The following is a 12536-nucleotide window of genomic DNA, read 5'->3' as shown; positions in this document are numbered from 1 at the left end:
AATTTAGATAAAAATACGTCTTATTCTTCTGTATAGATGATGTTGAACTTCAGCCCCTGGTTATAGTTGCCGAACCCGCGACCAAACAGGGTGCAGCCGCCAGTGTTTACGGCATCTGCTGGAGCAGCCAGGCGGAAGCGTAGTTCGCTTTCGTGGTCGAGGTTCAGCGAATGGATGTTCTGCGGCGAAATCATGCGGCCGTCCATATAGGTGCCGTGTTCGTTGATGCTCAGTAACTTTAACAGGCCGTACTGATTCCAGTTCGGGTCCCACCAGGAGGGGGTGAAGCGTCCGTGTACTTCGCCATAGTCGCCGGGGCTGGTCCAGGAGCCGATTTCCACATCGTTCAGGGAGAAAATCAGGTCACTGGGCCAGTTTTCGGCAATGCCGGGAGCTTCGGAGGAGACTTCAAAGGAAAGCTGCAGCTCTGTGAGCTTCTGTCCCTTTTGTAAGTAGTTGGGCAGGCGGTATTCGATAAAACCGATGCTGAACCAGAGAATGCCTGCGGCAAAACGGCGGGGGTCGTCGAAGTAAACCGGTTCATCCACCTTGCCAATGAGTTCCTGCTCTGTGGCAATGCCGCAGGTCGGGGTGATGGAACAGTTGCTGTACTGGCCGATGGGGATTTCGGTGGTGTAGATTTTTTGGGTCAGAATCTGACGGTGGAAGTCCAGCAGGAAGCGGTCTTCGGGGACAAAGCAGCCTTTGCGGGCTGTGCTGTCTTCGTCACTTTGCCCCAATTCGATAAGACCGGCTGTCGACAAAATCTTGATGTTCTGGGTAATGGCGGCACGGCTGACGGCGAAATGATCGGCCAGTTCCTTTAGGCCGATACTGGGATTTTGTGCCACATAGAGCAGGATATTCACCCGCATATCGGAGCTGAGCGCCTTGGCGAAGGTGGTCAGTTCATCTTTATCAAACAGTTCACGCATAATGTAACCTCTCAAATTAAGTATTTACTTAATCAGTATACCATAATGTGCGAATCAATGCGAATAAATCTTTGGGAACACGAAAAAGTAAAATTAATTAAGCAAAAGGCATTGACAAAACGATAATAAACGAGTATATTATAGGCATAGAAATTAATAAAGCAAATGGTTTATTAATTATCAGGATTAAGTAAATACTTAATTAAAAGGAGATGCTTGTTATGGAAAAGTCTTATCCCAATCCCTTGGTATTTCAGCGTGCAGACCCATGCATCTATCGGCACAGTGATGGTTATTATTATTTCACTGCTTCGGTGCCGGCTTATGACTGCATCGAAATCCGCCGCTCCAAAACCTTGGCGGGTTTGTCGGAAGCAGAAACCTTTGTCGCCTGGCAGCATCATAAGATGGGCGAAATGAGTTCGCTGATCTGGGCGCCGGAAATTCATTATCTTAAAGGGAAATGGTATATTTACTTTGCTGCAGCTCCAAATGACGAGGTAACGGGAGATACCTTCAATCATCGCATGTACGTCATTGAGAACAGCAACCCCAATCCGCTGACGCCGGAATGGGTGGAGAAGGGGCAGATAAAAACCGGGTGGGAATCTTTTTCTTTGGACGCTACTGTGTTCGAACATAAAAATCAGTTATACTATATTTGGGCGCAGGAAGATAAGGCCCTCAGCGAGAAATCCCATTCCAATCTCTACATTTCGGCCATGGAAAATCCGTGGACGCTCACCGGTGAGCCGGTACTCCTGACGCAGCCGGAATACGATTGGGAAAGAAAGATTTTCTGGGTAAACGAAGGCCCCAGCGTATTGGAAAAGAATGGCCACATTTTTCTGACTTATTCGGCTAGTGCGACGGATGAAAATTATTGCTTAGGCATGCTGGTCGCCGATTCCGATGCCGATATATTAGACCCAGCAGCCTGGCGGAAGATGGGCAAGCCGGTGTTCGGCACGTCCTATCAGCATCATGTATATGGACCGGGCCATAATTCCTTCACCGTTTCCGAGGATGGAAAGACGGATTTGCTGGTCTATCATGCCCGCAATTATACGGAAATAAAAGGCGACCCCCTGTATGACCCGAACCGTCATACCCGCGTGCAGCCGATTCATTGGCTCAAGGATGGCATGCCGGATTTCGGTGTTCCTGTAGAAGAAAACCGTTCCTTTACAGAATGGGAAGGAGTGCATTGTCATGCATAAGCTGTTCAATCGTGATTTCATGAATTACGGCGGCTTGTTCTATTTCTACTTTATGATCTGGGCGATTGTGCTGGCCTTCCTGCCCTTGTGGCTCAAGGATATCGCCGGACTCAATGAAGCCGAAGCCGGTTTTGTTTTTTCCTCCATGTCACTGATTGCCCTGTGCTATCATCCGTTCTTTGGCGTAATTCAGGATAAATTGCGCTATCGGAAAAATCTCTTTGCGGTAATTGCCATTGCCCTGCTGTTCATGGGGCCGTTCTTCAGTTACCTGTTTCAGGAGCTGTTAAGCTTCAATGTCTATGCAGGCGCTCTGTTGGGCAGCGGTTATCTGAGCTTGTGTTTCTTTGGCGGCGTTGGCGTTGTCGAATCCTATATCGAGAAGGTCAGCCGCAAGAATGGTTTTGAATATGGTCATGTGCGCTTGTTCGGTTCACTGGCTGGTGCTACGGCTACCTTTATCGGCGGTCTGCTCTATGTCAACAATCCGGACAGCATCTTCTGGTTCGGCAGCGGTTCGGCAGTGCTCTTGTGCATTCTCCTGTACCTTGCACGGGTGCGCGGTGAAGAGGGCGCGGAAGCCCAGCAGGAACAGGCAAAAGCAGCTGGCATCAACAAGAAGGACGTCATGCAGATTCTGCGGCTCAAGAGCTTCTGGGCTTTTGCTTTGATTATCGTCGGTACGGCTTCGATTTACGATGTTTTTGACCAGCAGTTCCCGAACTATTATGTTACGTTCTTTGGCACGAAGGAAGCAGGGATTGACACGTTCAGCAAACTTTGTGCTACGCAGACGGCTTTGGAAGCTGTGCTGATGGTTTTTGCTCCGGCACTGGTCAACAAGATTGGGGCCAAGCGCGGTCTGCTGCTGTTTGGTTTGTTGACCTTTGTCCGGATTGCGGGCAGTGCGGTATTTACTACGCCAATGGCGCTGTCGGCCTTCCGCCTGATTGCCGCTTTTGAAATGCCGCTGATGCTGGTATCGGTCATGAAGTACATCGCGTCGGTATTCGATGTACGCCTGTCGGCAACGGTCTATCTCTTAGGCTTTAACCTTGCCAAGCAGGGCGCAGTCGTGATTTTCTCGTCCATCGCCGGCGGCATGTATGCGACGATGGGTTTCCAGAGCACCTATATGTTCTTGGCGGTAAGTGTGCTCGTTATCACGTTGATCAGCGTATTCACGTTAAAAAACGATAAAGCCAAAAAGGAAGAACTCGTACCGGTAACGAACCGGTAAAGAATGAATAAAGATAAATAAGAATTAAATCCCCTTGACACATACCCCCTACAGGTATATCATTTATACCTGTAGGGGGTATATTTTTACTGTGTATGGAGGCTTTTATGGAACAAACTGCTGAAGGCTGCTGCTGTGGTGCAGTGAAGCATAAGCATCGCGATAAGGATGGCAAGGAATACAAGAAGCTGATATCCCGGCTCAACCGCATTGAAGGGCAGGTGCGGGGCATCCGCCGGATGGTGGAGGATGACCGTTACTGTGTGGATATCATGACGCAGGTCAGTGCCATTCAGGCAGCGTTAGGAGCATTTAACAAGGAACTCTTGTCCGAGCATATCAAAAGCTGTGTAGTTCACGACATTCGTGAGGGCGATGACGCCGTAGTGGATGAATTGGTCACGCTTTTATCGAAGATGGTGCGTTGATTGCCTGAGACAAGATAAGCAAAGTGAGGTGATGATATGGCGCTAAAGAAAGATCGGTTTGCCGTTACCGGCATGACCTGTTCGGCATGTTCGGCCCGCGTGGAAAAAGCCGTAACGGCGCTTGCGGGCACGGAAAAGGTCAGCGTCAATCTGCTGACAAACTCGATGCAGCTTTCCTATGATGAAGGCAAGCTGACGCCGGCCCAAATCATTGCGGCGGTGGAGCAGGCAGGCTATGGCGCTAGTCTGCAGGGAGAGAAGTCTGCGAAAGCGGCGGAGCCTGGTGAGGACTCGCTGGCAAAAGAAGCAGAGAATATGCGAAAGCGGCTGATTTGGTCGGCAGCCTTTCTACTGCCGCTTATGTATATTGCCATGCATAATATGATTTATGCATGGTCAGGTCTGCCGGTGCCGGATGTTATGCAGATGCTTTTTGACGGCCCGGAAAATGCTGTTACGTTTACCTTTGCCCAGTTCTTGCTGCTTTTGCCGATTATGTATCTAAATCGGAAATATTACATCAATGGATTCCGTAATCTCCTGCAGGGAGCGCCCAATATGGACAGCCTTGTGGGCATGGGCTCGATGGCGGCGGCGGTTTTTGGTGCTTTTGCCCTGTTCCGCATGAGTTGGGGGCTGGGGCATGGCGATTTGGCTTTGGTGGCAGAATACAGCCGCAATCTCTATTTTGAGTCTGCGGGCATGATTGTCACCTTGATTACCGTCGGCAAATACCTGGAAGCCAAGGCCAAGGGCAAGACTGGGGCGGCGCTGAAAAAACTTATGGAACTTGCGCCCCAGCAGGCCAGGGTACTGCGGGCGGGGGAAGAAATCTCTATCCCCGCCGAGGAACTCAGCATAGGCGATGAGATTATCGTGCGCCCCGGTGAGCGTATTCCCGCCGATGGCGTGGTGATTTCCGGGCAGACCAGCATAGACGAATCGGCGCTTACCGGCGAGAGCCTGCCGGTCTTTAAGCAGGCCGGTGATAAGGTGACTTCGGCAACGCTGAATAAGGCGGGGGCTATCCACTTTCGCGCGGAAAAGGTTGGTGCCGATACGGCCATCAGCCAGATTATCCGGCTGGTGGATGAAGCTAGTGCCAGCAAGGCGCCGATAGCAAGGATGGCTGATAAGCTTGCCGGGGTATTTGTGCCGGTGGTTATCGGTATTGCCTTGCTTGCGGGCGGCACATGGCTGGCAATGGGTGCGAGCGTGGAATTTGCTTTTTCCATTGCCATATCCATTCTGGTTATCTCCTGTCCCTGTGCGCTGGGGCTGGCTACGCCCGTAGCCATTATGGTCGGAACCGGCAAGGGGGCGGAAAACGGCATCCTCATTAAGTCCGGCGAAGCTCTGGAAATCGCACAGGCAGTGGATACCGTGGTCATGGATAAAACCGGTACGATTACCGCGGGCAAGCCCGTGGTTACGGATGTACTGCCGCTAACGCTTGTGGAAGCGGATTTGCTGGCGCTGGCCGCTGGTTTGGAGAAGATGAGCGAACATCCGCTGGCCGATGCAGTACTGGCCTATGCGCAGGAAAAGAAAATCTCGCCGGTGCAGGTCGATGGTTTCCAAGCCGTTATCGGACGGGGCCTGCAGGGGCAGGTGAAGGGCTCGGTCTGCCTTGCCGGCAATGAAGCGTTTCTGGAAACGCAGGGCATAGCGGTGGCAAAATACCGCAAGGATTTGGTACGGCTGGCCGATGAGGGCAAGACACCGCTGCTCTTTGCGCAGGACGGACAGCTTGCCGGGATTATCGCCGTGGCCGATCAGGAAAAAGAATCCAGCCTGGCGGCGATTCAGGCGTTTTCGGCGATGGGGCTGGATGTCATTATGCTGACCGGCGATAATGAGCGCACAGCCGAAGCCGTGCGCCGTCGTCTGGGGCTGACGAAAGCCATTGCCGGTGTTTTGCCTGCCAGGAAGGCAGAGCATATTGCCGAGCTGCAGGCACAGGGCCATAAGGTGGCCATGATTGGCGATGGCATTAACGATGCGCCGGCGCTGGTGCAGGCGGATTTGGGCATGGCGATTGGTGCCGGCACGGATGTGGCCATGGAAAGCGCCGATGCGGTGCTCGTGCGCAGCAATCTTATGGACGCCGTAAGTGCGATAAAATTATCCAAAGCCGTATTGCGCAATATCAAGGAAAATCTATTTTGGGCCTTTATTTACAACATTATTGGCATACCGCTGGCGGCAGGGCTTTTGTACCCCGCCTTTGGCATCAAACTGTCGCCGATGATTGGCGCGGCAGCCATGAGTTTATCCAGTGTATGTGTGGTCATGAATGCCCTGCGGCTGCGTGCGTTCAAGCCGGAACAGGCGGCCATGACTGCTAAGGATATCCATCAACAGGAAGGACAGCTATCTGTCGGAAAGGAAGAAATTACAATGCAAACAGAACTCAAAATCGAAGGTATGATGTGTGCACACTGCCAGAAACACGTTAACGATGCGCTTTCTAAAATGGACGGCGTTACGGCTGTAGAAGTAAATCTTGAAGCCGGCACCGCAAAAGTGACTGCCGAGCGGGAAATCCCGCAGACGGAGTTTGCGCAGGTCATCACCGAAGCCGGCTATGAATTAGTGGGCTAAACTTTTTACCATAGCGAGGCAAATGACGTTGTTTGCAACCGTCATTTGCCTCGTTTCTTTTTTAGCGGTAAAATAGATGGGGGATGAAAATAAAGGGAAGAAAAGGGGATTTTGCAGTGATTGATGAACATGAATGGAAATATGTTTTGCAGGCTGCTACGGATGGCACATTTTCTGCGGCAGCGAAAAAACTCTTTGTGTCGCAGCCGTCGCTTTCTCAGTCGATTAAGAAGATTGAAGGAGAAATCGGTATGCCGCTCTTTGACCGCAGCCAGACGCCTTTGCAGCTCACAGCGGCGGGCGAAATCTATGTGCGCAAGGCTAGGGAAATGCAGCGGATTTATCATGAACTCGTGCAGGAGACGGCCGACCTTACGGGGATGAAATCGGGAACGCTGATTATCGGCAGCTCCCGCACGCGGTCAACCTGCTATCTGACCCAGCCCATTATCGAATTTCACCGCCGTTATCCGGGCATCCGGCTCATGGTAAAAGAACACAGTGTTTATGAGTTGAAGCAGGTAGTGGCCGAGGGCGCTGTGGATTTTGCGCTGATTTACGAGCCCATGGAGAATAATTTTGAGCGCATTCCTTTGCTGACGGAAAAGACGCTGCTGGCCCTGCCGGCAACGCATCCCTTTGCGCAAGGATACAACCATATACCGGGAACGCCTTATCCTCAAATGTCTTTTGCGCGCATGCATGGGCAGCCCTTTATCTGCCTGCAGGAAAGCCGGCGGATGTCGCGGATTTTTAGTGACTTGTGCGTGGAGACACAGTGCCGTCCGGATGTGGTCTTTGAGGCCAACAGCATCGTGGACGCCGCGGAACTCTGCGCAGCCGGCATGGGCGCAACGCTCGTCACCGATATGGTGGTGCATAAGGGCCGTTGGTCGGAGCCGCCCTGTTTCTTCCAGCTGGAGGAACAGGTGGATGACCGTCAGCTCGTAGCGGCCTATGGCAAGAACAAGCATCTATCCCAGGCGGCACGAAAATTTATCGAGCTTTTGCAGGGAGAATAAAATTTTTGGCGAATGAAAGCAGTAAGCGAGAAGTTGTCTGACTTTTGGCTTACTGCTTTTTGTATATGGCGCATGAACAGCAACAGGCGTTGAAACAATTCAAATTCTGACAAAACCGTATTGGATTTTTCAATAGCAGCTATAAGGATTATGTATTTTCCTTATAGCTGCTATTTATATATAATAGGTTTAATTAATGTCTTGCTTTTTGAGATTTGAGAAAGCCTAGTGTTTTATTAGGAGGAAATGCAATATGGCAACGGAAATTTCGCGCCGCACATTTATCAAGGGGGCGGCAGCGGCCGGTGTTGTGCTGGCAGCCGGCACGTATTTTGCCTGGGATGGGAAAAATATTCCGGAAAAGGTAAAAACAGGGGATGTAACCTATGATGTTCTGGTCATCGGCAGTGGCGGCGCTGGTATGCGGGCGGCGCTCGCGGCAGCAGAACGCAAGGAGCTCAAGGTGGCCGTGATGACGAAGCTGGTTCCGACCCGCTCCGCATCGACGATGGCTCAGGGCGGCATGAATGGTGTTACGGGTGTGAGCGACCCCACGGACACCGTCGAATCCCATGTCTTTGATACCATCAAGGGCGGCGACTATCTCTGCGACCAGGATGCGGTGGAATACTTCGCCGAACGCGCAGGCGAGAACATCTATGAACTCGATTATATGGGCTATCCTTTTAACCGCCAGAAGGATGGTGCCTTCCATCAGCGCAAGATGGGCGGTCACAGCCATCCGCGTGCTTCCTACTTTGAAGACCGCGCTGGTCATGCCATGGTGCATACGCTCTTTGAGCAGTGCCTGGAAAATGACATCGACTTTATTTCCGAATGCCAGATGCTTGAAATCAGCATGGACGGCGACAAACTCAACGGCGTAATCGCCATGGATATGCGCACGGGCAATTTGCTGGGGGTTCCGGCTAAATCCGTCATCATCGCTACCGGCGGTTATGGCCGCGTATACTGGGTGCGTACATCCAATCCGTACAGCTCCACGGGTGATGGCATTGTCGCTGGCATGAACGTGGGCATTCCCTTCAAAGACCCGGAAATGGTGCAGTTCCATCCCACGGGCCTGTCGGCTAACGGCGTACTGCTCTCCGAGTCCAGCCGTGCCGAAGGTGCGCTGCTCATCAACAAGAACGGCGAGCGCTTTATGAGCAAATACGCGCCGGAGAGAATGGAACTGGCAACCCGCGATATCGTAGCGCGTGCTATCGCTACGGAAATCGAGCAGGGCCGCGGCGTTGGCGAAGGCATCCATGCCGGTGTCTATATGGACTTCACCAAGATTCCGGCTGAACGCATCCATGAGCGTCTCGGTCAGGTATATGACCTCTCCCGCCGTTTTGCGGGTGTCGATATCACCAAAGAACCCGTACCCATTGCGCCGACCTGCCATTATTCCATGGGCGGTCTGGAGATGGCAGACTTCCATACGGGCGAAAGCCGCGTAAAGGGCGTTTATGTAGCTGGTGAATGCAGCTGCGTATCCGTACATGGTGCCAACCGCTTGGGCGCAAACTCCCTGTCGGAAGTGTTGGTCTTTGGCCATACCGCCGGTGATGGTGCTGCTGAATTTGCCAAAGCCAACTCCTATGTGGGCAGTCAGGATTCCTTGGCCAAAGCCTGCGACAAGTGGAAAGAGACTTTTGACAAGGCAACGACCCGCGGCCGGGAAGGCAACAAGAGCGTGCCGGAAATCCGCGATGCCATGATTAATACCATGTGGTACAAGGCTGGCGTATTCCGCGACGAAGCGCAGCTCACCCAGGCCAGCGCTGAACTCGATGCCCTGGATAAAGAATACGAACATTGCTATGTCGGCGATAATTCTCATGTCTATAACACCGCTTTCGAGCAGTATGTAGAGCTGGGCAACCTCCTGCAGATTTCCCATGCGATTGTGCAGGGTGCACTGGCCCGCAAGGAAAGCCGCGGCGGTCATTCCCGCAGAGACTTCCCGAAACGTGATGATGCGAACTTCCTCAAACACACCTTGATTTTCAAGGACAAGGAAACCGGCAAATACCGTGCCGAGTATAAAGATGTCGTAATCACGAAATACCAGCCGAAAGAAAGGAAGTATTGATTATGGATGTGAAACTGAGAATCCATCGCTTCGTCGAAGGCAAAAAATGGGTACAGGATTATACCGTGACTTTGAGAACCGGCATGACGGTTTTGGAAGCCCTGATTGAAATCAAGGAAAAACAGGACCCGACGCTTTCCTTTACCTGCTCCTGCCGTTCGAGCATCTGCGGCGCCTGCTCGGTCCGCGTCAACGGCAATGCCGAACTGGCCTGCGAAATGCTCGTGGAAAACCTGGTGAAGCGTTACGATACCAACTTACTGACTATTGAACCGCTGGGCAACTTCAAGGTTATCCGCGACCTCGTGGTGGACTGGGACCCGAAATACGCCCGCATCAAGAAGATTAAGCCCGTGGTACAGCCCAAGGACGAATTCTCCAAGGAAAAAGGTTGCAAGCAGTCCCCGGAGGACTTCAACAAATACAAGAAATACGCCGGCTGCATTCTCTGCGGCTCCTGCGTATCTGAATGCAATAAAAATACGCTGAATCAGGCAGACTTCCTGGACCCGTTTGTGTTCGTCAAGGCCGAAAAACTCGTGGCCGACAGCCGCGATAAGAGCCCTGAAGAACACCTCAAAGCAGTGGTGGAGGCCGGACTCTGGCGCTGCTTCAACTGTCAGGAATGCACGGCCAAATGTCCGAAGGGGCTTGACCCGGCTGGTGCGATTGAAAAACTCAAGGAAGCAACCTTTGCCAAGAAGCTGGATGATAACGTTGGCGCCCGTCATGCGAAAGCTATCTATGACGATATCAGCGAATCTGGTACGCTCGATGAATCCAAGCTCAACATCAAGTCCGAAGGCTTCCTGATGGCCGGTCTGCGTGCCCCGATGGCCCTGCGCCTCATGCGGGTAGGCAAGATGAATCCGCTCGATACGCATAAGGTGAATCCGGAAATCGAAACCATCCGCAAGATTGTGAAGAATGCCGAAGCGGCAGCGAAGGAGGAATGATTATGAAATACGCATTATTTCCGGGCTGCGTGCTGGAAGGTGCAGCAGCTGAAGCCTACACTTCGCTGAAAAAAGTCTGCGATAAATTAGGCATTGAAATCGAAGAAATCCCCAACTGGACCTGCTGCGGCGCATCCCATGCACAGGGCGTCAATGACTTTGCGGCACTTGTGATTAACGCCCGCAACATCTCCATTGCGGAACATATGGGATTGGATATCATGACGGTCTGCAACACCTGCACCCTGCAGCTGCGTACTGCCAAAGCCCGTCTCGATAAAGACGCCAAACTCAAGGAGAAGGTTAACAAGGTGCTTAAAGAATCCGGCCATCCTTATGAGTATAAAGGCACGAGTCAGGTGACGCACTTCCTTTGGATTTTGGATGAACATCCGGAACTTTTGGACGGCAAGATCGTCAACCCGCTGACGGGCGTAAAGATTGCCGGTTACTATGGCTGCCATATCCTGCGCCCGCAGGAAGTCATGAACCACGGCGACGGCAAACATCCCGAATACCTGGAACGTCTGATTCGCAAACTCGGCGCAGAAGCGGTCTGGTTCGATGCCAGCCGTAAATGCTGCGGATTCCATGCCCAGCTGGCCGCCGAGCACGATGTACTGACCGTTACCGGCCAGATTGTGGACAGCGCAGGCCGTGCCGGTGCTATGGCCATTGCTACGCCCTGCCCGCTCTGCCAGATGCAGCTGGATATGTACGAACCGGAAGGCCGTGAAGCCGTACATTCCCATGCAGAAGTTCCCATCCTGCACCTGCAGCAGCTCGTAGGCTTTGCCCTCGGCATGAGCAAGGAAGATATGGGCTTTAACCGCCACGTATCGGCACAGGAAAAACTGAAAATCGGCTGATTGAAATTTATATTAGCATAATAGAAGCCCTGACAGGCATTGCACCTGTCAGGGCTTTTTTGTTGTGTAAAAATAATTGGATACAGTCAAAGAGTCTCAAAAAGTGTACTTTTTGAGACTCTTGGATTTACAAATTACATTATAGCAAAGGCATTCTGCAATGTCCAATTTTTTTCTAATTTTTTTATTTTGCAGGGACTTTTTGAGACTTTTAGGTTTTGAAATGACATTTTTTGCAATATTTTACTACAGTCTCATAAAGTACACTTTTTGAGACTGTAGTTTTGAGACTTATGCGATTGCAAATATGCATATAAAAAATAATAGGGGTGATTACGAAATGTTCGAGGTCAAACAGACCGAGGAAATGCTCAATAAGACGTTCCGGCTGCCAGCCAGCCTGTTGGACGAGCTGGCAAGGATTGCCGAGCATGAAAAAGTGTCTGTGAACAATCTGGTACGGCAGTGCTGTGAGTACGCCTTATCCAACATGAAATCGGAAAAATAAAAGCAAGAAAGGAAACACATGACATTGACCATGCAAAAGCGTAATAACGGTATACGTCAAAGGCTGCGTCCATACCTTGCACCTATAATTTTTATGAGTGCGGACTATCTTGCAGTGATACTGACCGGATTGATTTCAACGGGAATATATGACTTGGAAATTGACCCAAGCTATATCTATCTGTGGCTGCCTGTGATATTTTTGATTTTTTTAGCACAGGCCAAAGCTTATACGACTATGCAGCCCATTATCTATACCGTCAGAAATATTTTCTATGCAGGCACATACGGACTTATCGCTTATATCGTTGCCTTGTACTTCTTCACGGACTGGATGGCAGCACGTTCCTTCTTTGTTGTATTCTGGCTGGTTTTACTGATAACACTCTACATCGAGCGGCTGCTGATCAGTCTGTGGCTGAAACACAGCCATCATCTGTATGAAGATGTGATTTTCGTAGGCGCTGGCAAGACGGCAGAACGGGCGTTGCATTACTTTCAGGATGATTTGGGGTATCGGTACCACGTCATTGGTTTCCTGGACGATAATCCGATTTCCGACAAAATCCCAGACAAATACAAGCTGCTGGGAAAAATCAGCGAAGCAGAGAAAGTCGTGGAAAACAGCCATGTACAGAACGTAATCATCACGGC

11 protein-coding genes are annotated in these 12536 nt (G+C 51.2%); 10 read left to right on the top strand and 1 reads right to left on the bottom strand.

Annotation, left to right across the window (positions count from 1 at the left end):
- Positions 1-20: 20 nt before the first annotated feature.
- Entirely contained in the window at positions 21-935 is a 915-nt protein-coding gene (locus G598_RS0112680; RefSeq protein WP_026767279.1) for a MarR family transcriptional regulator, read from the bottom strand.
- Between the two features lie 221 nt (positions 936-1156).
- Here G598_RS0112680 and G598_RS0112675 point away from each other — a divergent pair, with 221 nt between their 5' ends.
- From G598_RS0112675 to G598_RS0112630, 10 genes are all read left to right on the top strand, one after another.
- Positions 1157-2155 (top strand): glycoside hydrolase family 43 protein, encoded by a 999-nt coding sequence (locus tag G598_RS0112675; protein WP_051180299.1) that lies wholly within the window; start codon positions 1157-1159, stop codon positions 2153-2155.
- Positions 2148-3395, top strand: a complete 1248-nt coding sequence (locus tag G598_RS0112670; protein WP_026767277.1) for an oligosaccharide MFS transporter — start codon at positions 2148-2150, stop codon at positions 3393-3395. The genes G598_RS0112675 and G598_RS0112670 overlap by 8 nt, the downstream gene beginning before the upstream one ends.
- 107 nt (positions 3396-3502) lie before the next feature.
- Positions 3503-3823, top strand: coding sequence for a metal-sensing transcriptional repressor (locus G598_RS0112665; protein WP_037364308.1), 321 nt, complete (start codon positions 3503-3505; stop codon positions 3821-3823).
- A 36-nt stretch (positions 3824-3859) separates the two neighbouring features.
- Positions 3860-6427, top strand: a complete 2568-nt coding sequence (locus tag G598_RS0112660; protein ID WP_037364300.1) for a heavy metal translocating P-type ATPase — start codon at positions 3860-3862, stop codon at positions 6425-6427.
- A 116-nt stretch (positions 6428-6543) separates the two neighbouring features.
- Positions 6544-7449, top strand: a complete 906-nt coding sequence (locus tag G598_RS0112655; protein ID WP_026767274.1) for a LysR family transcriptional regulator — start codon at positions 6544-6546, stop codon at positions 7447-7449.
- A gap of 253 nt (positions 7450-7702) precedes the next feature.
- Positions 7703-9550, top strand: coding sequence for an FAD-binding protein (locus G598_RS0112650; protein ID WP_026767273.1), 1848 nt, complete (start codon positions 7703-7705; stop codon positions 9548-9550).
- Between the two features lie 2 nt (positions 9551-9552).
- Positions 9553-10506 carry a succinate dehydrogenase/fumarate reductase iron-sulfur subunit gene (locus G598_RS0112645; RefSeq protein ID WP_026767272.1) on the top strand — a complete coding sequence of 318 codons (954 nt, stop codon included), beginning with the start codon at positions 9553-9555 and terminating at the stop codon, positions 10504-10506.
- Between the two features lie 2 nt (positions 10507-10508).
- Positions 10509-11375, top strand: coding sequence for a CoB--CoM heterodisulfide reductase iron-sulfur subunit B family protein (locus tag G598_RS0112640; protein WP_026767271.1), 867 nt, complete (start codon positions 10509-10511; stop codon positions 11373-11375).
- A 340-nt stretch (positions 11376-11715) separates the two neighbouring features.
- Positions 11716-11883, top strand: coding sequence for a hypothetical protein (locus G598_RS19820; RefSeq protein ID WP_071837981.1), 168 nt, complete (start codon positions 11716-11718; stop codon positions 11881-11883).
- Between the two features lie 30 nt (positions 11884-11913).
- The coding region (locus G598_RS0112630; protein ID WP_037364305.1) for a nucleoside-diphosphate sugar epimerase/dehydratase at positions 11914-12536 on the top strand (623 nt) is incomplete at its 3' end.

The organism is Selenomonas ruminantium subsp. ruminantium ATCC 12561, assembly GCF_000424065.1.
Classification (GTDB): Bacteria; Bacillota; Negativicutes; order Selenomonadales; family Selenomonadaceae; genus Selenomonas_A; species Selenomonas_A ruminantium.
The sequence above is the reverse complement of the archived record's forward strand: the minus strand, read 5'-3'. Positions and strand labels throughout refer to the sequence as shown.

Bases quoted from the DNA above. Each gene is read 5' to 3' on its own strand.
- G598_RS0112680 (WP_026767279.1), bottom strand. From the start codon at position 935: ATGCGTGAACTGTTTGATAAAGATGAACTGACCACCTTCGCCAAGGCG.
- G598_RS0112675 (WP_051180299.1), top strand. From the start codon at position 1,157: ATGGAAAAGTCTTATCCCAATCCCTTGGTATTTCAGCGTGCAGACCCA.
- G598_RS0112670 (WP_026767277.1), top strand. From the start codon at position 2,148: ATGCATAAGCTGTTCAATCGTGATTTCATGAATTACGGCGGCTTGTTC.
- G598_RS0112665 (WP_037364308.1), top strand. From the start codon at position 3,503: ATGGAACAAACTGCTGAAGGCTGCTGCTGTGGTGCAGTGAAGCATAAG.
- G598_RS0112660 (WP_037364300.1), top strand. From the start codon at position 3,860: ATGGCGCTAAAGAAAGATCGGTTTGCCGTTACCGGCATGACCTGTTCG.
- G598_RS0112650 (WP_026767273.1), top strand. From the start codon at position 7,703: ATGGCAACGGAAATTTCGCGCCGCACATTTATCAAGGGGGCGGCAGCG.
- G598_RS0112645 (WP_026767272.1), top strand. From the start codon at position 9,553: ATGGATGTGAAACTGAGAATCCATCGCTTCGTCGAAGGCAAAAAATGG.
- G598_RS0112640 (WP_026767271.1), top strand. From the start codon at position 10,509: ATGAAATACGCATTATTTCCGGGCTGCGTGCTGGAAGGTGCAGCAGCT.
- G598_RS19820 (WP_071837981.1), top strand. From the start codon at position 11,716: ATGTTCGAGGTCAAACAGACCGAGGAAATGCTCAATAAGACGTTCCGG.